Below are 19,722 nucleotides of genomic sequence, written 5' to 3' on the forward strand. Positions count from 1 at the left end.
TTACCGGAGGCCGCCCCGCTGCCCGGCCAGCAGCGCCGCCGCCATCAGTTCCCCGTCCAGCACCGACGCGTCGGCCATCCGCGACGCGGTCCCGTGCGCCTCCAGCAGCGCCTTGGTCATCCGGAGCCCGCCCCGCGGCCGCCGCAGCGCGGGCCTGATCCACGCGTCGGCCTCCGCGTCGAGGTCACCGGCCGGCGCCACCCGCTGGAGGATGGACCACCGCAGCGCCTCCTCGGCCCCCACCGGCCGCCCGGTGAGCACCATCTCCCGCACCCGCGCCGTGCCGACCTCGTCGAGCAGCCGCGGCAGCAGCCCGCCCCAGGCCACCGGCAGCCCCAGCGCGACCTCGGGCAGCCGGAACGTGGCGTCCTCCGCCCCGATCCGCAGGTCGCAGGCGAGGGCCAGGGCGAACCCGGCCCCGACCGCGCGCCCGCGGACCTTGGCGACGGTCACCGCCGGGTTGCGGGACAGCGCGGCGCAGACGCGGCGCGCCTTGTCCCCGGAGGTCCGGATTCCGGCCCCGTCCGGATCGCGTTCGAGCTGCTCGGCGAACTCGACCCGGTCGCCGCCGAGGCAGAAGTCGTCACCGGCCGCCGAGAGCACCACCGCCCGCACGGACGGCTCCTGCCCCTCCAGTACCCGCAGCAGGTCGTCCAGCATCGCCTCGCACACGGCGTTGCCCCGCTCCGGCAGGTTGAGCTCCACCCGCAGCACGTCCCCGTCGCGCCGTACGCGCAGGGTCTTGAACGTCGGGGTCATGCGGTCTCCAGCGTGAGCGAGGTGATGCGGCGGAACACCATCCGGGGCGCGTACTCGGGCCCGTCGGCGGCGAGCCGCAGGGTGGGGAAACGTTTCAGCAGCCGGGTGAGCAGCGTGCGCGCCTCCAGCCGGGCGAGCCCCGCGCCCAGGCAGTAGTGCACTCCGCCGCCGAAGGTGAGGTGCGCGCCCTTGCGGAGGACGTCGAAGGTGCCGGGGTCGGGGTTGCGCCGCGGGTCGTGGTTGGCGGCCCCGTACAGCACGTGGACGACGGTGTCCCTGGCCATCGGCACGCCTCCGAGGACGGTGTCCTGCGCGGCGATCCTGCTGTTGAGCCAGATGGGCGGGTCGTACCGCAGCGCCTCGTCCACGGCGTCGTCGACGTGCTCGGGGTGGTCCCGCAGCCACTCCCAGCGGGCGGGGTCGGCGAGGAGCAGGGCGACCGTGGTGGAGAGCAGGGTCGCGGTGGTCTCCAGGGAGGCGATGGTGACGAACATCGTCAGGTGGTAGAGCACCCGGTCGGCGGCCTCCCGGTCACCGGCGTGGTGGTCGTCCCAGTACCGGATCCAGTCGGAGAGGACGTCGTCGCCGAGGTGGGCGCGGCGGTGCTTCAGCAGCGCGGTGAAGTAGGCCCGCATCTCCAGGGTGGCCGCCTCGGAGACCGCCAGCTGGCTCCTGGTCGGCAGCAGTTCCTGGGCGAAGACCTGGCGGTGCGTGAAGCCCAGGATCCGGTCGTGGTCCTCCTCGGGGAGGTTCAGCCATCCGCCGACGGTCCGGATCGGCAGGCGGTCGGCGACCGTCGTGACGAAGTCGGCCTCCCCCCGGGCGCGGAGAGCCGTGTCCAGGGCGTCGAGGAGGTCGTCGACGTGCTCCTCGATCCGGGGGCGCACGGCCTCCAGGGTGCCGCGGTCGAACAGGTTGCCGAGGGCGCGCCGCTGGGTGGTGTGGAGGGGCGCGTTGAGGCGGGAGAGGGTGCGGCTCATCTCCAGGGTGGCCGGCGCGTGCCAGCGCCCGGGGTCCGGCTGTCGTTCCTGCCAGGCGATGTCGGGGGTGAGCCAGTCACGGGAGCGCAGCACCTCGTTGCAGAGGTCGTACCGGGTGAGGAAGTGGCCGCCCCAGGGGGCGGGCACCACATCGCCCAGGTCCTGGAAGGCCCGGTAGACGGGCAGCGGGTCCCGCTGCCCGTCGGCCGAACGCAGGCGCCGTACCAGGGAGATGACGGTCCGCCGGTCGACGGGCCCCCCGTCGGCAGTCCGACGGTCGGCAGTCCGACGGTCGGCAGTCCGCCGGTCGGCAGTCCGCCGGTCGGCGGTCCGGCCGTCCGCCGGCCGCGGGCCCGTTGCCCGGTTCCCCGGTGGCGGGACGGTCACGGCACGCGCCTCGTGGGCAGGGCAGCCGGCCGGGCCTCCGGCGGCGGGGTCGGCGACAGCGCTCATCCTGGTTCCTCCCCTTGCGGTTCACGGACTACGGACGGACTGCGGCGGGGCGCGGCCACGGCGTGCCTCAGAGGCGGAAGACGTCGAGGAACGTGCCCCAGAACCCCTTCTTCCGGGCGGGCGCCGCCGGCTGCGCGGGGGCGGTCCGGGGGGCGGACGGGGACGGCTGGGCGACGGGCGGCGGCAGCGGGTGGCGTCCGGTCATGGCGGCGACCCGGGTGGCCGCGGAGGGGCTGAAGCGCACCGGCAGCGAGGCGAGGGCGCGGTGGAACGCGCCCTGGCGCCACCGCAGGTCCTCGGCGGGGGCGTCCAGGGTCAGTTCGTCCAGCTCGTTGAAGAGCTTCTCCACCGCGGTGAGGGCGATGACCTGCGCCGGGGAGCTCGCCGGGCACTTGTGCGGCCCGGCCCCCCAGGACAGGTGGGCGCCCTGGCTGCGGGAACGCCGGGCCTGGTTGAGGGCGGGGTCGGCGTTCGCCCCGGCGAAGCTGATCACCACCGGGGTGCCCTCGGGCAGCCGGGTGCCGGCCAGCTCGACGTCCTGCTTCGGGTAGTGCGTGGCGTAGTTGGCGATGGGCGGGTTGTCCCACAGGACGTGCTCGACGGCCTCCTCGATGAGCAGGCCGGAGCCCTCGGGAGAGAGCATCAGCAGCACGGTGTTGCCGATGAGGTTGCGCTCGGGTTCCACCCCGGCGCCCATCAGCATCACCAACTGGTCCTTCAGCTCGGTGTCGTTGAGACCGGCGGGGTGCTGGACGAGCCGGCTGGTGACGTCGTCGCCCGGCTCGCGGCGCTTGAGGGCCACCAGTTCCATCAGGCAGGCGGTGAGTTCCTGGTCGGCGCGGATGGCGTCCCGGCCCTCGAAGATGGCCGCCATGGAGCGGGTGAGCCGGTCCCCGATGTCGGCCGAGCAGCCGAAGAGCTTGTTGAAGACCAGCAGTGGCAGCAGCTTGGCGTACTCCTCGATCAGGTCCGCGCGGCCGCGCTCGCTGAACCGGTCGATCAAGAAGTCCGCCATCTGCCGCACGTCGCGCGCGAGTTGGCGACCGTCGACGGCGTCGAGGCTGTCGGTGACCGCCTTGCGCAGCCGCAGGTGCTCGGCGCCGTCGGTGAACAGGCAGTTGGGCCGGAACATCATCATCGGCAGCACGGGGCTGTCCGGGGCGATCCGGCCCTCCCGCAGCGCGTTCCAGCGGCGGGAGTCGCGGGCGAAGAGCGTGTTGTTCTGCAGCACCCGCAGCGCCGCCTCGTGTCCCACGACCAGCGTGGCGTCCACCCCGGGCGCGAGTTCCACCGGGCCGGCCGGTCCCTGGGCGCGCAGCGCGTCGTAGACGGCGTGCGGGTCGGCCGCGAAGTCCGCGCCGTGCATGGGGCAACGGGCGGGTGTGCCGCCGTCGGCGGCGGGCGTGAGGTCCATGGTGCGTTCCTTCGGCGTCCCGGCGTCCTTGCGGCCCGGGCCAGGGGGGACAGGAGAAGAGGCGGGCCGGCGTGCCCGCTCAGCCCGTGCGGGTGAGCAGGTGCCGGACGAGTTCCTTGAGCGCCTCGGCGGACGAGACGACGTCGCGGGCGTCGCAGTGGACGACGGGCGTGTCCGGGAGCAGGTCCAGCGCCTCCCTGATCTCGCTCTCCTCGAACCGGACCGCCGGGTCGAAGCTGTTGACCGCGACGGCGTACTCGAGGCCGAAGCTCTCGACCAGGTCGATGACCGGGAAGGTGGACTCCAGGCGTGCCGGGTCGACCAGCAGCAGCGCCCCGAGCGCGCCCACCGTCATGTCCTCCCAGAGCTGGACGAACCGCTGCTGGCCGGGGGTGCCGAACAGGTAGAGGACCAGTTCCTCGCTGAGCGTGATGCGGCCGAAGTCCAGGGCGACCGTGGTGGTCTCCTTGGCGCCCGCCCCGCTGAGGTCGTCGACCGGGGCCGAGGCCACGGTCATCCTCTCCTCGGTGCGCAGGGGTTCGATCTCGGAGAGGCTGCCGATGAAGGTCGTCTTGCCGACACCGAAGTGCCCCACGACGACGATCTTGACGGCTCGCCTGACGCCCGCCGGCAGGTACGTGGCCGCCGGCCGGTCAGCCGAATAGCTTGTGGAGTCCATGCAACACCTCTTCGAGGGTCCCTCGGTCAACGGCTTGGGCCGGCGGCGGTGCGGCACGGCGCAGCAGATGCCCTTGTTCGGCGAGATCGGTCAGCAGCAGCCGGGCGACGGCGGTCGGCAGCCCGAGGTGGGCGGCCACCTCCGCGACCGAGAGGTAGCCGCCGCCGCAGATGTTCCAGATGGCCCGGACCTCGGGGCTCGCCCGGCGGGGGAGCTCACGGTCGGGCGCCAGGGTGACCAGGGTGTGCAGCGACAGGTCCGTCGGTGAGGGCAGCCGCCGCCCGCCGGTGATGACGTAGGACCGGACGAAGTCCCCGGTCACCAGATCGTCCTCGGGGGGCCTCGTCATGCGTCGGCACCGGCGTCGCCGCGCGCCGGGGAGGTCATCGCCTTGCCCAGGGCGCTCACCTGCTGCTGCATCCGGAACGACATGGTCTCCATGTCGACGTCGAGGGCGGCGGAGGCGGCCAGGTAGGCGCCGCTGCCGGCGGCGATCAGGAAGATCCAGCCCCCGTCGTACTCGATCAGCGTCTGCTTCCAGGTGCCGTTGCCGCCGCCGACGAACGGGGCGACCGCGCGGCTGAGGGACTGCATGCTGCTCATGGCCGCCGCGTTCTTCTCGGCGTCGTCCCGCTCGATGCCGTTGGACCGCTCCATCAGCAGGCCGTCGGCCGAGACGAGGATGGCGTGCCGGGCGCCGCGTACCGTCAGAACGTCGTCCAGCACCCACGAAAGCTGGTCATTCACTGCTCTTCGGATCCTTCCGAGGTGGTCGTGTCCCGTCCGCGGGCGGTCCCCCGCGCGAAAGCTCCGATCCGTGAGGCGGTCGTCTCGCTGCTGCTCGCGGACGGGCTGTCGTGCTGATCCGGCTCCGGCTCCGGCTCGGGCCGGGTCGTGCGGGCCGGGGTCTGGGCGGCGGCGACGCGCCGGCGCTTCGGCAGTCCTCCGGCGGTGGTGCCCACGGCACGGGTGGGAGCGGTGGGCACGGTGGCCGGGGCGGCGGGCGCGAGGCTGCGGGTCCGCTCCGCGGTGTTCGCGGCGGCGGCGGTGTCGTGGGTGCCGCCGGCCGCGGCGGGGGCGGGGGTCTCGGCCGTCAGCAGGTCCTCCGGCAGCAGGATGACGGCGCGCACACCGCCGTACGGGGAGGGGGTGTCGACGGAGACGCGGAACCCGTAGCGGGCGGCGAGCACACCGGACACGGCGAAGCCGAACTTCGGCGGGTTGCCCAGCGCGACCAGGTCCACCGGGCCGCGCGGGGCCAGCAGTTCGGCCGCGCGGTCCTTCTCCTCCTGGCTCATGCCCACGCCGTAGTCGTCGATGATCACGCAGACGCCGTTGGGGACGGACTGGATGCTGACGACGACCGGCATCTCGGGGGCGCTGTAGTTGGTGGCGTTGGCCAGCAGCTCGGCCAGCACCACGGCGAGCGGCTCGACGGCCTTGCTCACGACGGTCACGTTGACCTGGGCGTTGATCTCCACCCGGTCGAAGTGGCGGATGCGGCCCTGGGCGCTGCGCGCCACGTCGAAGACGGTGGCGGGGTGCTCACGGCGTCCCAGCCAGCCGCCGCAGAGCACCGCGATGCCCTGGGCACGGCGGTTGAACTGGCTGTTGGAGTGGTCGATCTCCATCAGGTCGGCGACCACGCCGGGGTCGTCGCCGTAGTTCTTCTGCGTGCGGTCGATGATCAGCTGCTGCTCGTCCGCCAGGACCTGCAGGGTGCGCATCGCGGCCTTGAGGACGGACTTGGTCTCCTCCTCGGCCTCCTGGCGCACCTGGGAGAGCGCGTCGTGGTGCCGGTGCTCGAGCGCCGTCAGCTCGTTCCGCAGCTGCGCCCGCTCGGTCTTCTCCGCTCCGAGCTCACGCTGGAGCGCGTCCTTCTGGACGCGGAGCGCCATGTTGGTCCGCCGCGCGCGGGTCGTCGCGGCCACGGCGGCTACGAGCACCACCAGCAAGATCCACAGGAGCGGATCCTGGAGCAAAGACGTCATGGGACTCTCTTCACGTCGCATTCATGACCGAAGCCCCACAGTCGTGCCGACGCTTCCGCTTGACGCACCGTCAGCCTATGGGGGGAGCTTCACCCTAGCAGTAGCTGGAGGTACCAACTATCTCTGCAAGCTCCTCACCGCAGGGCATAAACGGACGTAGCGGCAGGGCCCCTTCGGTCACAAAGCGGTTGCGGAGTGCGGCCGTTGGGACCTCCGGCCGCCGAACGGCCCTTGACGGCGCAGCCGTCGCCCGGTTCCGCTTCCCCGCTCGCCCGTCGAGATCACGATTTTTCCCGGCCCCGCGGACGCTCCCGGTCCGAGGGGGGCCAGACGTACGGGAGGTCGTCCGGAACGCCGGCGAACCGCGTGGCGTACTCGTCCGGGTCCTTGCGCAGCAGCGCCGAGCGGTGGCTGCGGTGGAAGGCCCGGTCCCCCAGCCAGAGCGGCAGTTCCCCGGCCTCGGCCAGCTCCTTCTGCGGGCGCACGTCCGCGGCGTCGGGCCGCAGCGCGGCGTACTCGGTGGTCAGCGAGTCCGCGCAGGTGTCCGGCCGGCCCTGCTCCCGCCACACCCGGCAGATCTCCAGCCCGTAGCGCACCAGGGCCTCCTCGTACCCGGCCCACATCCGCACGGCGGGATGGTGCTGCCAGCCGTAACCGGGAACGGTCAGGGCGCGGAAGACCTGCAGGGCCTCGACGCGCTGCTTGCCGAGCCGCCGCCGGTCCAGCGCCAGCGCGGACCGGCGGAAGTCCGCGTACGGGAGGAAGGTCTGCACGTCGTGCCGTCTACCCGGCCGGGCCCCGGCCAGCCGGAGGACGCCCGCGGTTCACCCGCCCGGCGCAACGCCCGTCCCATGATCTACAGTTCGGGCGCGCGCTCACCCGCGCACCGCGGACGCGGGGTCCGCCACGTCGGAAAGGGGAGGAACATGACCGCTCGGGAGCTGTTCGGGGGCGGGGTCGCCGTCATCACCGGCGCCGGTTCGGGCATCGGGGCGGGGCTGGCCCGCTACGCCGCCACCGAGCTGGGCATGAGCGTGGTCCTGGCCGACGTCGACGCGGCCGCGGTGGCGGCGCTGCGCGAGGAACTGGAGGCGGCCGGCGCCCGCGCCCTCGACGTGGAGTGCGACGTCCGCGACGCCGAGGCCGTGGCCCGGCTCGCCGACCGCACCCTGGCCGAGATGGGCCCGGTGCGGCTGCTGGTGAACAACGCGGGCGTGGAGCAGTTCGGCTACCTGTGGGACACCCCGGTCGAGAACTGGCGGCGCGTCATGTCCGTCAACGTCGACGGCGCCTTCCACGGCGTCCGCGCCTTCCTGCCGAAGATGATGGCCGAGCCCGGGCAGTCGTGGGTCTGGAACCTCTCCTCGGTCGGCGGCGTGGGCGCGGCCCCGCTGCAGGCGCCGTACATCGTCAGCAAGCACGCCGTGCTGGCGCTGACCGAGTGCCTGAGCCTGGAGGTCCAGGCGGCGGGCCACGGGGACCACGTCCACGTGCAGGCGGTGCTGCCGGGGGCCGTCCTCTCCAACATCTTCGAGGCGGCGGGCGGCGCCGAGGAGAGCGGCGACGTCGCCGCGGCCGAGGGGCACCGCGCCCAGATGCTGCGGCTCAACGCGACCGCCATGGACCCGATGGAGGCCGCCCGGGTCTTCTTCGAGCAGTCCGCCAAGGGCGAGTTCTACCTGCTGAACGACGAGTTCGGCGCCCACCTGATGGCCGCGCGGGCCGACGTCCTCGCCCACCGGAAGGCGCCGGCGCTGCCCCGGTACTGAGGCGGGCGTCAGGGGGCGGTGCCCGCCGTGCCGTGCCGCCCCGGGAGGCCCATGACGCCGCGTGCGACGCGAAGTGTCCGGTCCTTGGGGGTGTGAGTGCGGCGATCGGGGCCATCAGGGGATGAAGGGGGTGTCCTCGAGGGCCCGCGGCCCGAGGGAGGCCCCCGAGCATCCACCCACCATGAACGGAGTGCCGCTCGTGAGCAGGACGCAGCAGAAGGAACGGTTCACCTCCGGGCTGAAGGGCCTGGGCGGTCAGGCCGGCGAGAGCGGGAAGAAGCTGGGCCGCACGGCTCAGGCCTCCACCGCCCGGGCCACCGCCGCCCTGTCGGGCACCACGGCCAAGGCGCGCGAGAAGGCGGCCGAGGTCGCCCCGCAGATCACCGCCCGGGCGGGCCAGCTGAAGACCCGCGCGGTCGACGTCACCGGCAAGGTGGGCGAGACCGTGCCCGCCCCCGTGAAGGCGGGGGCCACCCAGGCGGTCACCGCGGTGCGCACCACTCTGGCCGTGGGCCGCTACCGCACCGCCCTGATGACGGGTGCGGGTGTCGCCCTGGTCTGGATGGTCGTGCGCCGCAAGCGCGGCTGACCGCCGTGGGTCCCGCGGTCGGGGGCCGGGCCGCCGTCGGGCGGACCGGCCCCCGCTGTGCGGTTTGGGACACCGCCCCCTGCTCCGCGTGCCGCTCAGGGACGAACGTGAAGATTCAGCGCCCAAGCAGAGCGAAAGCGGCGGGTATCTTGTAAAAGCCACTGGTCACCTGTGGTGAACAAGGCCACGGGCGCCAGGGTTGCACCAAGGCCCTGACATGCGAGACCGTTGTCATTGAGCAAGTATTTCCGCCCTTGAGAAAGATTGAGGGCCTTCTCCCCCGGAGGGTGCCCTTCCCATGCACGCGTCCCCGGACAGGTCCCGCGCTCGCACCTCGAGTGCGGTGAGTGCCGCCGCCGCTCCCTACCCGGTGGTGGTGATGGACGCGGCCGGGCACGTCGCCGAACTCAACGACGCCGCCCGGACCCTGCTGCCCCGTGCCCGCGTCGGTGAGGCGCTGTCGTCGCCGGACTGGCTCGCCGCCGCGACGGCCGGCACCGGCTCGGTCGGCGGCGCGGTGGGCGAAGGATTCTTCTCGGCGCATCCGTCGGCGCTCGCCGACGGGGACACGGCGTGGTGGCTGGTGGAGGAGACCGCCTACCGGTCGGCGGTGCACGAGCTGAGGACCGAACGCGAACGCACCCGGTTCCTCACGGAGGCGTCGAGCGCCCTGCTCGCGTCGCTGAACCTGCAGCGGTGCATGGAGGTCACCGCGCGTCTGGCCGTCGAGCACCTGGCCGACGCGGCCCTGGTCATCGCGCCGACCGCGGCGAGGAAGCTGCCGATGGTCGTCTGCGACCCGCGAGGAGGCCTGACCCACTCCACCGTCTCCAGCGCCGTGCACCGCGTGCCCGGTCTGCCGGAAGCGCTGCGGGGCTTCCCGCCGGTGCCCTCCCGCTGGATCGACCCCGCCGCCGCTCCCGACTGGCTGGTCCCCGACGGGTTCGGCGAGGTCGGCTCGCTGGCCATCACCCCGCTTCCCGGCCACGGCGTGCCGGCCGGCGCCCTGATCCTGCTGCGCCGGGCCCCGCAGTCCGCGTTCAGCGCGTCGGAGGAGGCGTTCGCCGGTCTGTTCGCCGCGCGGGCCGGCGCGGCGATGTCCGCCGCGCGGCTGTACGCCGAGCAGAACGCGATCACCGACATCCTCATGCGCGACCTGCTGCCGCCCACGTTGCGGCAGGTCGACGGGGTGGAGTTCGCCGGCGGTTACCGGGCCAGCGTCGACACCGACCGCGTCGGCGGGGACTTCTACGACGTCCACCCGGCCGGCCCGGACAGCGGAGAGTCCCTGGCCGTACTCGGCGACGTGGCCGGCAAGGGCCTGGAGGCCGCGGTCCTCACCGGCAAGATCCGCAACTCCCTGCACGCCCTGCTCCCCCTGGGCGGCGACCACGGCCAGATGCTGCGAGGGCTCAACAGCGCCCTGCGCAACGCCGAGTCCACCCGCTTCGTGACCCTCGTCCTGGCGTCCGCCCGGCGCGAGGAACGCGACGTCCTCCTGCGCCTGACCTCCGCCGGCCACCCGCCGCCGCTGATCCTGCGCCGCGACGGAGGCGTGGAGGAGGCCGACACCGGCGGCTCCCTGATCGGTGTCCTGCCCGAGATCACCACCCGCACCGCCGAGGTGCGGCTCGCACCGGGCGAGACCTGCCTGCTCTACACGGACGGCGTCACGGAGGCCAGGGGCGGCCCGCTGGGCGACACCATGTTCGGCGAGGAGCGACTGCGGCGCTCCCTGCGCGGATGCGCCGGGATGCCCGCGGAGGCAGTCGTAGAACGCGTGCGCATGCTCGCCGACGAGTGGATCGGCGACGGACGCCACGACGACATCGCCGTCCTGGCCATCACCGCCCCGCGCGGCGCGCACCTCAGTGCCGTCGACGGAACGACCCCAGGCAGGTACACAGCATGACGGACATCCTCACGACCGATCTCGGCGACGAGCCCGGCCGGCACGGCATCGGCGCCCGCCTCGCCCCCGCCCCGAGCGACGAGCGGGCCGGGGAGTGGGCGGACAAGCTCTTCACGGCCGTGCGGGCGGCGGACGAGTACTCCGCCCTCGACGTCGTCACCAACGCCCTGGACGCCGGCCTGGATCCCGAGACCATCCTCCTGGAGGTCGTCGGCGCCGTCCAGCACAAGGTGGGCATCGAGTGGGCCGCCGCCCGCATGAGCGTCGCCGACGAACACGCCGCCACCGCCATCAACGACCGCGTCATCGCCGCACTGCCCGTCCGGCGCCCCGACACCTTCCTCGGCAGGGTGACCGTCGCCTGCGTCGACAAGGAATGGCACGCGCTGCCCGCGCGCCTGCTCGCCGAGACGCTCCGGCTGCGCGGCTGGCAGGTCGCCTACCTCGGCGCCCAGGTGCCCACCGCCCACCTGATCAGCCAGATCCACCGCACCGGCGCCGACGCCGTCTGCCTGTCCGCGGCGCTCTCTACCCGCCTGCCTCCGGCCCACGCCGCCATCACCGCCGTGCAGGCCGTCGGCACACCGGTCATGGTCGGCGGGCTCGCCTTCGGCGCCGACGGACGCTACGCCCGCCTGCTGGGCGCGGACGCCTGGGCGCCCGAGGCCCGCGCCGCCGCCGACCGGCTCTCCGCCGGCCCCCTGCCCCTCCCCCGGCCGCCGCACCAGGTGGCCGACGACCTGCCGCACCTGACCGACCAGGAGTACACCCTCGTCCGCCAGTCCTCCCGCACCCTGGTCCGCGACACCTTCCAGCGGCTGCAGGAGCGCTTCCCCGCCATGGCCCGCTACGACGACGACCAGCGGGAGCGCACCGCGGAGGACATCGCCCACATCGTCGACTTCCTCACCGCCGCCCTGTACGTGGACGACGACGACCTCTTCACCGGCTTCCTCACCTGGACCGCGGAGGTCCTCACCGCCCGCGGCGTCCCGGACCGCTCCCTCCTGCCGGCCCTGGACCTGCTGGAGGAAGACCTACGCGACTTTCCCCGCGCCCGCCGCGTCCTCGACGCCGGCCGGACCGCGCTCACCACCCGCCCCTGAAGCCCCCACGCCGGAAGAGTCCCCGTGACCGCCTCCCCCGACGAATCCCTCGCCGTCCTCCAGTTCCTCGGCCCGGGCACCGTGCGCCTCGTCCTGCGCGGCGACCTCGACTACGACACCGGCGACGAGATGGTCCAAACCGTCCGGCAGCTCCTGCGGGAACACACCGGCGTGCGGGAACTGCGCGTGGACTGCCGCGAGCTGGGGACGGTCGACTCCACGGGCCTGTCCGTCCTGCTGATGACCCACCGCCTGGCGGGCCGGCACGGCATCAGCTTCCACCTCGACCACCTGGGCCCGAAACTCAGGCGCATGCTCGAGATCACCGGCACGTACGAGCACCTGAGCACGCCCCTGCCCGGCGCGCCGGCCGCCGGGACCACCCCTGACGTCGCCTCGGAGCCGTAGCCCCCTCACGCCCCGGTGCTCGGCCTGCCGGTCGGCACGGGGGCGACCGGGCGGACGGCGGTGAAGTCGTGGCAGGGGCCCCGGGTGGCGGACATCAAGAGCAGCCACTCGTCGCAGCCCTGCCACGGGTGGAGGTGGCCGCCCCCTCCGCGCACCACCCGGGGACCGTCACCGGTGCGGGGGCGCGCGTCCGCCGGCGCGTCGGTCAGGTGCGGGATCCAGACGTCGGCGCAGATCTCGTTGGCCGATCCCATCGCCGCCAGCCCGAAGGCGTTGGCGTACTCCCATTCCGCCTCGCTGGGCAGCCGGAAGGGCAGCGCCGCGAGCAGGTCGTCCAGGTCGTCCTCCAGCCGGGCGGTGCTGGTGGCCGACTCGGCGAAGCCGTCCTCGTACGCGGGCAGCCAGTGCCGGACCTGGGCGACCGTGAGCGGATGCCGGGCGATCAGGAACGGTTCCACCCGCACGTCGGGCTCCTCCGGCATGCCTTGACCGCCCGAGGCGAACCTGCGGCCCCGCAACGAACAGGCCGTTCCCTCGGATCACTCCCGCCGACCGGGATCATCGTCGACGATGTCCCCGTGACTCACCGCATCAGCGCTCTGATCTCGGCCCTCGGCCTCCTCGCCGGGCTAATCCTGCTCGTTCCCGCCGTGCGGGAGTACCGCTCCGGGGCATCGGTCCTCTGGCCCGTGGCCGGGGCCGTGATCCTCCTCGCTGCTTCGTACACGCTCGTGCGGGACCTGCGGCGGCTCCGTACCGGGCCGGCCGACTGACCGGCCCTGGTCCGCCTCCGCGTCGCGGCGGACGGCCTAGTGGGTCAGGGCCTTGACCCGGCGCAGGACCAGCGTGGTCTCCACGGAGACGACCGACTCCAGCGCTCCCAGCCGTTCGGTCACGTAGCCGTACAGGTGGTCGGTGGTCCGGCACAGCAGGGAGACGACCAGGTTGGCCCGCCCGGTGACGGCCGAGGCGAAGCTGACCTCGGGGTGGGTGGCCACGGCCCGGCCGACCTCGGCCAGCCCCTGGGGGGCGACGGTCAGCCAGCACATCGCGGGCACCGCCTGCCCGAGGGGTTCGTGGGCGTACTCCACGGTCAGGTAGAGCACTCCGCTCCGCCGGAGCCGGGCCAGCCGGCGGCGGACGACGTCCTCGGAGCGCCCGGTGGCGGACGCGAGTTCGGCCAGGGGTGCCCGCCCGTCGCGGCGCAGGGCGGCCAGCAGCGCCTCGTCCGTCGGGTCGAGCACGACCGGTTCCTCGGGCGGGTCGGCGGCCGGGGGTCGCAGGGCGGCCTCCTCCTCGGCGGCCAGCGCGCTGATCTTGCGGAGCCAGCCGAGGGAACCGCCGTAGAACGGGCGGAGCGGGCAGTGGCTGCTCATGGACGACACCCGGGGGGTACGCGGAAGCCGCTCCAGCAGGAGTTCGTCCCGCTGCCGCCGGTCGGCCGGGGTGATCCCGCACACGACCTCGCTGCCGCCGGACATGAGGTCGACGTACCGGGTGTCGGGCCGGCGGGCCAGCGCGTCGGCCAGTGACACGGCCGCCCCCGGGGAGCACCCCAGACGGACGATCCAGCCCTCCTGGCCGAGCCGGCCGCGGTCCGTCGATCCGGTGACCCGCAGGCGCGCGTTGGCGCGCAGCCGCCGGTAGCGCCGGGCCACGGTCTGGTCGGAGACGCCGAGCACCTGGGCGATGCGGCTGAAGGGAGCCCGTCCGTCGAGTTCCAGTGCCTGCAGGAGTTTGAGGTCGAGGGCGTCGAGGGGCGGGGAACTCATGGGGACCACCTGGACGGGGAGGGGCGGGCACGGCCCGTGGGCCGCCCGGTCATCGTAGGGCCGCGGCCCGGGGACGGCCGCCGGGCCGCGTGCCGCCGGGTACGACGGGAGGCCCTGCGTGCGGCGCGTTCAGTGCGCGGACGCCGGGGCGGTCGAGGGCTCCGAACCGGTCTCCGCCGTGGACCCCGGCGCCCCGGCGGCCACCGCGGGCCCCCCGGCGGCGGGTGCGCGGCGCGGCCGGAGCAGCACCGCGGCGGCGAGGGCGGCGACCACCAGCAGGGTGGAGGAGACGGTGAGGCAGAGCCGCAGGCCGTCCAGGAAGGCGGCGGACAGGGCGTCCATGGCGCGCCCGGTGTCGGGGCCGAGGTCCAGGCCGGCCACCGCGCCGACGCCGTCCTCGCGGGCGGCCTCCACCGCCCGGCGCGCGGCCGGCGCGGCCACCCCCGCCTCGTCCATCCGGCCCGGGAGGGAGTCCACCGCCCGGGAGGCGAGCAGGGTGCCCAGCAGGGCCGGGCCGAGGGCGCTGCCGACCTGGCGGAAGGCGTTGTTGCCGGTGCCAGCCATTCCGGCCTGGTGGGGTGGCACCGAGGAGACGGCGACGGCGGTGATGCAGGGCATCACCAGGCCCAGGCCGAGGCCCAGGAGGGCGAGCCGCCAGGCCAGGGCCAGGTAGGAGGTGTCCGCCTCCAGGCCGAGCATGGTGGCCAGCGCGGCGGCGGCGACGAGCAGACCGGTGGTGATCAGGACACGCGGCCGGACGTGCCGCATGATCCTGCCCGCCGCCAGGCCGAGCGTCATGGAGACCAGGTTCACCAGGATCACGCGCAGCGCCGCCTCGGTGGTGCCCAGCCGCTGCACGATGCCGAGGTAGAGGCTCAGCACGAAGAAGAAGCCGATCAGCCCGAGGAAGCTGACCGCGGCCACCAGCGCGGAGGCGGTGAAGCCGGGGCTGCGGAAGAGGGTGAGGTCGAGCATCGGGGACGCGCTGCGGCGCTCGACGACCACGAAGGCGGCGAGCGCCACCGCGGCGAGGGCCAGCGCGAGGAAGGAGGCGGGGTGCGAGAACCCGGCCTCGCCGCCCTCGATCACGCCGTACACCAGGGCCGTGATCGCGACGGCGGCGGTGACCTGGCCGGGCACGTCCGGTCGGCGGGCGTGCGGCGAGCGGCTGTCGGGCAGCAGTCGGGCCGCCGTCGCCAGGGCGATCAGGGCGCAGACCAGCGGCAGCACGTAGATCCAGCGCCAGCCGAGGTGGGTGACGACCGGTCCGGCGACCAGGGGGCCCACCACCATGGCGCCCATCATGCAGGTCGTCCATATGCCGATGTACTTGCCGCGCTGCTGGTGGTCCGGCACGGCGTGGCTGATCAGTCCCAGGGTGACCGGGAGCAGCGCGGCCGCGCCCGCTCCGGCGAGGGCCTGGCCGGTCCACAACATCTGCACCGACCCGGCGCACAGGGCGGCCACCGCGCCGGCCGCGCACAGGCCGAGGCCGGCGAGGTACACCCTGCGGCGCCCGTGGATGTCGCCGAGCACGCCGGCGGTGAGGATCAGCGCGGCCATCGGCAGCACGAACGCGTCCTGGATCCACGCGAGTTGGCCGGTGGAGGCGTGGAGCGCGCGCTGGATGGCGGGGAGGCTGACGGCGACGGTCACCACCGGCAGGTAGGCGACGAAGACCCCGACGCATGCGAGGGCGACGACCGCCGGTCGCCCCTTGTTCGACTTGCCCATGGTGTTGCGGTTCTCCCCCGTCGAGGCGTGCGTGTTTCCGACGGGTCACTGTGCGCCTGACCAGCCTTTCCGGGCCAGCCAGCTCCCCCGCCGCCCGGAAATCCGACACGGGAGGCCGTCCGTCCACCGGTTTCCGATGCGCCCCGCGGCGACGTACGGGGGTCCGGCCTCGCGGGGTGCCGGCGTCAGGCCGGCCGGATCCGGTCCCGCACCTCCGGCCGCGCCCCGAATCCGGCCGCCCGGTACGTGGCGACGCCGCCGGTGTTGGAGGCGGGCGTGCACACCCGCACGCTCGACGCGCCCAGCTCCCGCAGCGCGGCCGCGCCGGCCAGGGTGATCGCGCGGCCGTGGCCGCGACCGCGGTGGTCCTCGTGGACGCCCATCGGCTCGACCAGCCCCGGTCTCCCCGGGCCGGCCGACCACACCGTCACCACCGCCGCCAGGCCGCCCCCGTCGTCGTGGACGCCCAGGCAGCGCGCCTCGGTGAAGAACGGCGACGCCGACATGGCGTGCCGGTACGCGGGCGTGGGCCGTGTGGTGCGGAACGCCGACCGCAGGACGTCGGCGAAGTCCCGCGCCCGCTCGGGGCCGATCGGCACGATCCGCGCGCCGGGGTCCTCCACCGGCTCGGTGAGGTCGCGGAAGAGCGGTGTCCACGGCTCGCCGGCGCCCCAGCCCTCCTGGCTCAGCAGGTCGTGGAGCAGCAGACCCCGCGGCGCCTCGAGGGACACCGCCCCGTCCGGCAGCACGCCGCGCCGGGGCAGCGAGAGGTCCTCGACGAGCCGCCGCGCCAGTTCCTCGTCCCGGAAGGCGTCGGGAGCGGCCGTCATCCGCACCAGCGTCGGCGAGTCGAGCATCCCGACGGCGAGGATCCGCCCGTCCCGGCTCCAGGTCCGGACCGCCGCGGCCGTCTCGGCCGCCCCGAGCCGGTGGTTCCAGCCGATGTCCCCGGGGTGCAACTGCATCGGCGCCTCGTCGTGCTGCCACTCCCGCAGCGCGGTCATGGCCTCGCGGACCCCGTCGACGGTCGGCGTTGCCAGAACAATCGTCATGGCCGGGATCCGACACTCCGGCCGGGAAGGCCCGCAACCGATTTACCGGGCAGGTCCGTCGGGCTCCTCGGGCGGTCGGGCCGGGACCCGCACCTGCTAGGTTGCCCGGCCATGCGATCACGTGAGTACGACCAGCGGTTCCGCGACCAGTCGCAGCGCATACGCGTCCTGGGCATTGCCCTGCTGACCGTCGCGGGCGTCCTGTGGGCCTGGTGCGCGGTCCTGCTCCTCCTCCCCTACGAGGTGGACGAGGAGCCCGACGACCGGTACCCGCGGGAGTGCGAGTCCCGCCTGCTCACCGACGCGGGAACCGCCAACGAGGGCCTGCGCGGCTACACCTTCTGCGCCCACGAACGGGACTGGCCGGAGGCGCTGGCGGTCCTCGGCCTCTCCGTCCCCGTGTCGTGTGCCGGTGTCGCGTTCCTGACGTACGGCTCGCTGAGCCGGCGGATGAGCGCCCACGCCGAGGCGATGCGCGAACTAGACGCCCTCGCCGACGCCCGCGCCGCCCGCGAGGCGGACCGGTCCTAGACCGTCCGCGCCGGGGTGCCGGCGAGGACCCGGGCGGCCGGCCGGTCTCCCCCGCCGTCGACCGCCCGGCGGGGGCGTGGTCCCGCACCGGGCCGACGCAGGCCGAGGGCCACCCCGACGGTGACGAGCAGGGCGCCGATCACGTCGGCGGGGCCCGCCCGGTCGAGGCCGAGGGCGACGGTGGTGAGCAGGGCGCCCACCGGTACGAGGCCGGCGAAGAGGCCCGCACGGTCCGCGCCGAGGCGGCGCAGCGCGTCGTACCAGAGGAAGAAGGCGGCGGCGGTGACGACCGCTCCGAGGTAGCCGAAGGCGGCCGCCTCGCCGAGCGTGGGCAGTCGCAGGGCGGTCGTGCCGTCCAGGAGGAGTCCGGCCGCCAGAAGCATCGGCACGGAGAGGGCGGCGGGGTAGGCGGCGACCCTCAGGGGGCCGAGCCGGGGCAGGAGGGGTACGGCCAGCAGGGAGAAGGCCACCTCGCCGGCGAGCGCGCCGAGGGACAGGAGCAGCCCTCGCGGGCTGCCCGAGCCGAGGCCGGCGGCGACGGCCGTGCCCAGCGCCACGACGAGGGCCGCGCCGACCGTGCGGGGCGCCGGACGGCGGCGTTCCTGCAGGGGCCCCATGAGGGCGAGCACCAGCGGGACCGCTCCGACCACCGCGGCGATCATGGCGGGCCCGGCGTGCCGGGTGGCCTCGACCAGGAGGACGTTGAAACCCGCGAGGCCGGTGGCCGCCAGCGCGAGCAGCAGCAGGACCTCACGTCCGGTCAGGCGCACCCGGGGCAGGCGCCGTCGGCGCACGACGGCCAGCAGGATCACCGCCGCGAGCGCGTAGCGCGCGGCCTGGCCGGCGAAGACCGGGTAGTCGGCGACGGTGGCGGAGACCGCGGTGGAGGTGCCGACGAGCAGCATCGCCGAGGCGGCGCCGGCCGGGGCGGTGGAGGCTCTCATGCGGCGTGCTCCCGTGGTGTCGCGGGGGTGGCCGGGGCGGCGAGCACCTTGCGGGTGACGCGTTCGGCGACGGCCGCGACCAGGGTGCGGGGGCGGCGGGGCGTCAGGTGCGCGGCCAGGGCGTTGCCGAGTCCGGGGGCGACGTAGCCGCGGTCGCGCTCCAGCGCGCGCAGCGCGGCGCGCACCACGGGTTCCGGGGTGGTCATGGCTCCGGTGACGGCGGCCCGGCGGGTGCCGATGGTGTCGAAGAAGGCGGTCTCCACCGGGCCGGGGCAGAGGGTGAGCACGCGGATGCCCCGCCGGCGGTACTCCTGGCGCAGGGCGAGGCCGAAGTTGAGCACGAACGCCTTGGCGGCGCCGTAGACGGCGAAGTACGGGGCGGGCTGGAAGCCGGCGTTGGACGCGACGTTGAGGACCGCGCCGTGGCCGCGCTCCAGCATGCCGGGCAGCAGTTCGTGGGTGAGGTCGACGAGGGCCACGACGTTGACCATCAGCTGGTCGTGGTCGCGGGCCCCGGAGATCTCCTCGAAGCGGCCGCACGTTCCGAAGCCGGCGTTGTTGACCAGCAGGTCGACGGTGAGGCCGCGCTCGGTCAACCGCGCGGCGACGTTGCGGGCGGCGTCCGGCTCGGCGAGGTCCTGGACCAGCGTGTGGGCGCGGACGCCGTGCTCGGTGGTCAGCCGCTCGGCGAGGGCGTCGAGCCGGTCGCCGGAGCGCGCCACCAGGACCACGTCGTGTCCCTGGGCGGCGAGCTGCGCGGCGAACTCCGCGCCGAGGCCGGACGACGCTCCGGTGATGAGGGCGGTGCGGGGCACGGTTCTCTCCTTCAGCAGCAAGGGCAACTGGGTCAAGTGTGTGGCAACAGATCTCCTAACCGCAACACCATTGATGCAATTAAGCCTGAGATCGCGTCACGGATGTACGATGTCGCACGGACGAAGGGCTGGTGGGAGGCGTGATGGGCGAGACGGCGGGACGAGCGCTGCGGGCGGACGCGGAGCGCAGCGTGCGCGCGATCCTGGAGGCGGCCGAGCGGGTGCTGGCCGAGGAGCCCGGCGCTTCCATGGAGCAGATCGCGGAGGCCGCGGGAGTGGCCCGCACGACGATCCACCGGCGGTTCGCCAGCCGGCAGGCGCTCGTCGAGGCGTTGGCGTCGTCCGCCGCCCTCCGGCTCGCGCGGGCGGTGGACGACGGCCGGCCGGACACCGCGCCGCCGCTGGTGGCGATGCACCGGATCACCGCCAACGTGCTGGAGGTCAAGAGCGCCTGGGCGTTCGCCCTGGAGCTGCCGGCCGACCCGGACGGTGAGGCCGCCGCCCTCCACCAGGACATCGCCCGCCGCTGCGTCGCCGTGCTGAAGCGGGCCCAGGACGACGGGTTCATCGCCGCCGACGCGGACCTCGAATGGGTGCGCCGGGTCTACTACGCGCTCCTCAGGGAGTCCCTGCACGGGGACGCGTACGGCGGCGGCCCGGACGGTGGCGCGGGCGGCGGAGACGCGGGCGCCGCCGATCCGGACACCCTCGCCGCCCGCATCGTCGACACCCTGCTGCACGGCGCCGGTCCGCGCGCCTGAGCCGTCCTCCCGGTTCCGCGGCGGGTCCCTCGGTGCGGCGGATGCGACGAGCC

General features: G+C 74.3%; 22 protein-coding genes. 8 read left to right on the forward strand and 14 right to left on the reverse strand.

What is annotated here, in order from left to right:
- The 8 genes from ACWD3O_RS19175 to ACWD3O_RS19210 form a co-directional block, all read right to left on the reverse strand.
- Positions 1 to 759, reverse strand: coding sequence for an enoyl-CoA hydratase/isomerase family protein (locus ACWD3O_RS19175; RefSeq protein ID WP_451416658.1), 759 nt, complete (start codon positions 757 to 759; stop codon positions 1 to 3).
- Positions 756 to 1,955: a cytochrome P450 gene (locus tag ACWD3O_RS19180; RefSeq protein ID WP_451416744.1), complete on the reverse strand. Its 1,200-nt coding sequence runs from the start codon at positions 1,953 to 1,955 to the stop codon at positions 756 to 758. The genes ACWD3O_RS19175 and ACWD3O_RS19180 overlap by 4 nt, the downstream gene beginning before the upstream one ends.
- 304 nt (positions 1,956 to 2,259) lie before the next feature.
- Entirely contained in the window at positions 2,260 to 3,606 is a 1,347-nt protein-coding gene (locus ACWD3O_RS19185; protein ID WP_451416659.1) for a cytochrome P450, read from the reverse strand.
- Between the two features lie 79 nt (positions 3,607 to 3,685).
- A complete protein-coding gene (locus tag ACWD3O_RS19190; RefSeq protein WP_451408720.1) occupies positions 3,686 to 4,285 on the reverse strand; it encodes a GTP-binding protein in 600 nt (199 codons plus the stop codon).
- The gene (locus ACWD3O_RS19195) at positions 4,260 to 4,634 is read right to left on the reverse strand and encodes a DUF742 domain-containing protein (protein ID WP_451408721.1); all 375 of its coding nucleotides are present in this window, start codon (positions 4,632 to 4,634) and stop codon (positions 4,260 to 4,262) included. The genes ACWD3O_RS19190 and ACWD3O_RS19195 overlap by 26 nt, the downstream gene beginning before the upstream one ends.
- Positions 4,631 to 5,032 carry a roadblock/LC7 domain-containing protein gene (locus ACWD3O_RS19200; RefSeq protein ID WP_356132005.1) on the reverse strand — a complete coding sequence of 134 codons (402 nt, stop codon included), beginning with the start codon at positions 5,030 to 5,032 and terminating at the stop codon, positions 4,631 to 4,633. Before ACWD3O_RS19200 ends, ACWD3O_RS19195 begins: the two co-directional genes overlap by 4 nt.
- Positions 5,029 to 6,276, reverse strand: a complete 1,248-nt coding sequence (locus ACWD3O_RS19205; protein WP_451416660.1) for an ATP-binding protein — start codon at positions 6,274 to 6,276, stop codon at positions 5,029 to 5,031. Before ACWD3O_RS19205 ends, ACWD3O_RS19200 begins: the two co-directional genes overlap by 4 nt.
- 281 nt (positions 6,277 to 6,557) lie before the next feature.
- A complete protein-coding gene (locus ACWD3O_RS19210; protein WP_451408723.1) occupies positions 6,558 to 7,049 on the reverse strand; it encodes an MSMEG_6728 family protein in 492 nt (163 codons plus the stop codon).
- 153 nt (positions 7,050 to 7,202) lie between these two features.
- Here ACWD3O_RS19210 and ACWD3O_RS19215 point away from each other — a divergent pair, with 153 nt between their 5' ends.
- The 5 genes from ACWD3O_RS19215 to ACWD3O_RS19235 all read left to right on the forward strand — a co-directional run bounded on the left by ACWD3O_RS19215 (position 7,203) and on the right by ACWD3O_RS19235 (position 12,060).
- Positions 7,203 to 8,045: an SDR family NAD(P)-dependent oxidoreductase gene (locus ACWD3O_RS19215; protein ID WP_451416661.1), complete on the forward strand. Its 843-nt coding sequence runs from the start codon at positions 7,203 to 7,205 to the stop codon at positions 8,043 to 8,045.
- A 199-nt stretch (positions 8,046 to 8,244) separates the two neighbouring features.
- Complete coding sequence (locus tag ACWD3O_RS19220; protein ID WP_451416662.1) at positions 8,245 to 8,634, forward strand: hypothetical protein; 390 nt, start codon at positions 8,245 to 8,247, stop codon at positions 8,632 to 8,634.
- 298 nt (positions 8,635 to 8,932) lie between these two features.
- Positions 8,933 to 10,546 (forward strand): PP2C family protein-serine/threonine phosphatase, encoded by a 1,614-nt coding sequence (locus ACWD3O_RS19225; RefSeq protein WP_451416663.1) that lies wholly within the window; start codon positions 8,933 to 8,935, stop codon positions 10,544 to 10,546.
- Positions 10,543 to 11,652, forward strand: coding sequence for a cobalamin B12-binding domain-containing protein (locus ACWD3O_RS19230; RefSeq protein ID WP_451416664.1), 1,110 nt, complete (start codon positions 10,543 to 10,545; stop codon positions 11,650 to 11,652). Before ACWD3O_RS19225 ends, ACWD3O_RS19230 begins: the two co-directional genes overlap by 4 nt.
- 24 nt (positions 11,653 to 11,676) lie before the next feature.
- Positions 11,677 to 12,060 carry an STAS domain-containing protein gene (locus tag ACWD3O_RS19235; protein ID WP_451416665.1) on the forward strand — a complete coding sequence of 128 codons (384 nt, stop codon included), beginning with the start codon at positions 11,677 to 11,679 and terminating at the stop codon, positions 12,058 to 12,060.
- 5 nt (positions 12,061 to 12,065) lie between these two features.
- Here the strand turns inward: ACWD3O_RS19235 and ACWD3O_RS19240 are convergent, their stop codons facing one another.
- A complete protein-coding gene (locus ACWD3O_RS19240; RefSeq protein ID WP_451416666.1) occupies positions 12,066 to 12,542 on the reverse strand; it encodes a hypothetical protein in 477 nt (158 codons plus the stop codon).
- 96 nt (positions 12,543 to 12,638) lie between these two features.
- Here ACWD3O_RS19240 and ACWD3O_RS19245 point away from each other — a divergent pair, with 96 nt between their 5' ends.
- Complete coding sequence (locus ACWD3O_RS19245; RefSeq protein WP_451416667.1) at positions 12,639 to 12,833, forward strand: hypothetical protein; 195 nt, start codon at positions 12,639 to 12,641, stop codon at positions 12,831 to 12,833.
- 36 nt (positions 12,834 to 12,869) lie between these two features.
- Here the strand turns inward: ACWD3O_RS19245 and ACWD3O_RS19250 are convergent, their stop codons facing one another.
- The 3 genes from ACWD3O_RS19250 to ACWD3O_RS19260 form a co-directional block, all read right to left on the reverse strand.
- Complete coding sequence (locus ACWD3O_RS19250; protein ID WP_451416668.1) at positions 12,870 to 13,832, reverse strand: Lrp/AsnC family transcriptional regulator; 963 nt, start codon at positions 13,830 to 13,832, stop codon at positions 12,870 to 12,872.
- A gap of 129 nt (positions 13,833 to 13,961) precedes the next feature.
- Positions 13,962 to 15,566, reverse strand: a complete 1,605-nt coding sequence (locus tag ACWD3O_RS19255) for an MFS transporter (protein WP_451416669.1) — start codon at positions 15,564 to 15,566, stop codon at positions 13,962 to 13,964.
- A gap of 185 nt (positions 15,567 to 15,751) precedes the next feature.
- Positions 15,752 to 16,618: a GNAT family N-acetyltransferase gene (locus ACWD3O_RS19260; RefSeq protein WP_451416670.1), complete on the reverse strand. Its 867-nt coding sequence runs from the start codon at positions 16,616 to 16,618 to the stop codon at positions 15,752 to 15,754.
- Positions 16,619 to 16,729: 111 nt separating this feature from the next.
- On the opposite strand from ACWD3O_RS19260, the gene ACWD3O_RS19265 reads away from it, so the two are divergent.
- On the forward strand, positions 16,730 to 17,149 hold the full coding sequence (locus ACWD3O_RS19265) for a hypothetical protein (RefSeq protein WP_451408734.1): 420 nt from the start codon (positions 16,730 to 16,732) through the stop codon (positions 17,147 to 17,149).
- Here ACWD3O_RS19265 and ACWD3O_RS19270 read toward each other — a convergent pair.
- Both ACWD3O_RS19270 and ACWD3O_RS19275 read right to left on the reverse strand, forming a co-directional pair.
- Positions 17,146 to 18,093 (reverse strand): DMT family transporter, encoded by a 948-nt coding sequence (locus ACWD3O_RS19270; RefSeq protein WP_451416671.1) that lies wholly within the window; start codon positions 18,091 to 18,093, stop codon positions 17,146 to 17,148. The genes ACWD3O_RS19265 and ACWD3O_RS19270 overlap by 4 nt on opposite strands.
- A complete protein-coding gene (locus ACWD3O_RS19275; protein ID WP_451416672.1) occupies positions 18,090 to 18,908 on the reverse strand; it encodes an SDR family NAD(P)-dependent oxidoreductase in 819 nt (272 codons plus the stop codon). The genes ACWD3O_RS19270 and ACWD3O_RS19275 overlap by 4 nt, the downstream gene beginning before the upstream one ends.
- Before the next feature lie 140 nt (positions 18,909 to 19,048).
- Between ACWD3O_RS19275 and ACWD3O_RS19280 the strand changes: the two genes are divergently transcribed.
- A complete protein-coding gene (locus ACWD3O_RS19280) occupies positions 19,049 to 19,669 on the forward strand; it encodes a TetR/AcrR family transcriptional regulator (protein ID WP_451416745.1) in 621 nt (206 codons plus the stop codon).
- Positions 19,670 to 19,722: the final 53 nt, after the last annotated feature.

The sequence above is a fragment of the Streptomyces sp. NPDC002640 genome, assembly GCF_053592575.1.

What these genes read in the sequence shown, in the direction of transcription:
- ACWD3O_RS19255 (WP_451416669.1), bottom strand. Translation starts at nt 15,566, where the DNA reads ATGGGCAAGTCGAACAAGGGGCGACCGGCGGTCGTCGCCCTCGCATGC.
- ACWD3O_RS19250 (WP_451416668.1), bottom strand. Translation starts at nt 13,832, where the DNA reads ATGAGTTCCCCGCCCCTCGACGCCCTCGACCTCAAACTCCTGCAGGCA.
- ACWD3O_RS19190 (WP_451408720.1), bottom strand. Translation starts at nt 4,285, where the DNA reads ATGGACTCCACAAGCTATTCGGCTGACCGGCCGGCGGCCACGTACCTG.
- ACWD3O_RS19260 (WP_451416670.1), bottom strand. Translation starts at nt 16,618, where the DNA reads ATGACGATTGTTCTGGCAACGCCGACCGTCGACGGGGTCCGCGAGGCC.
- ACWD3O_RS19240 (WP_451416666.1), bottom strand. Translation starts at nt 12,542, where the DNA reads ATGCCGGAGGAGCCCGACGTGCGGGTGGAACCGTTCCTGATCGCCCGG.
- ACWD3O_RS19230 (WP_451416664.1), top strand. Translation starts at nt 10,543, where the DNA reads ATGACGGACATCCTCACGACCGATCTCGGCGACGAGCCCGGCCGGCAC.
- ACWD3O_RS19225 (WP_451416663.1), top strand. Translation starts at nt 8,933, where the DNA reads ATGCACGCGTCCCCGGACAGGTCCCGCGCTCGCACCTCGAGTGCGGTG.
- ACWD3O_RS19215 (WP_451416661.1), top strand. Translation starts at nt 7,203, where the DNA reads ATGACCGCTCGGGAGCTGTTCGGGGGCGGGGTCGCCGTCATCACCGGC.
- ACWD3O_RS19185 (WP_451416659.1), bottom strand. Translation starts at nt 3,606, where the DNA reads ATGGACCTCACGCCCGCCGCCGACGGCGGCACACCCGCCCGTTGCCCC.
- ACWD3O_RS19205 (WP_451416660.1), bottom strand. Translation starts at nt 6,276, where the DNA reads ATGACGTCTTTGCTCCAGGATCCGCTCCTGTGGATCTTGCTGGTGGTG.
- ACWD3O_RS19195 (WP_451408721.1), bottom strand. Translation starts at nt 4,634, where the DNA reads ATGACGAGGCCCCCCGAGGACGATCTGGTGACCGGGGACTTCGTCCGG.
- ACWD3O_RS19270 (WP_451416671.1), bottom strand. Translation starts at nt 18,093, where the DNA reads ATGAGAGCCTCCACCGCCCCGGCCGGCGCCGCCTCGGCGATGCTGCTC.
- ACWD3O_RS19175 (WP_451416658.1), bottom strand. Translation starts at nt 759, where the DNA reads ATGACCCCGACGTTCAAGACCCTGCGCGTACGGCGCGACGGGGACGTG.
- ACWD3O_RS19265 (WP_451408734.1), top strand. Translation starts at nt 16,730, where the DNA reads ATGCGATCACGTGAGTACGACCAGCGGTTCCGCGACCAGTCGCAGCGC.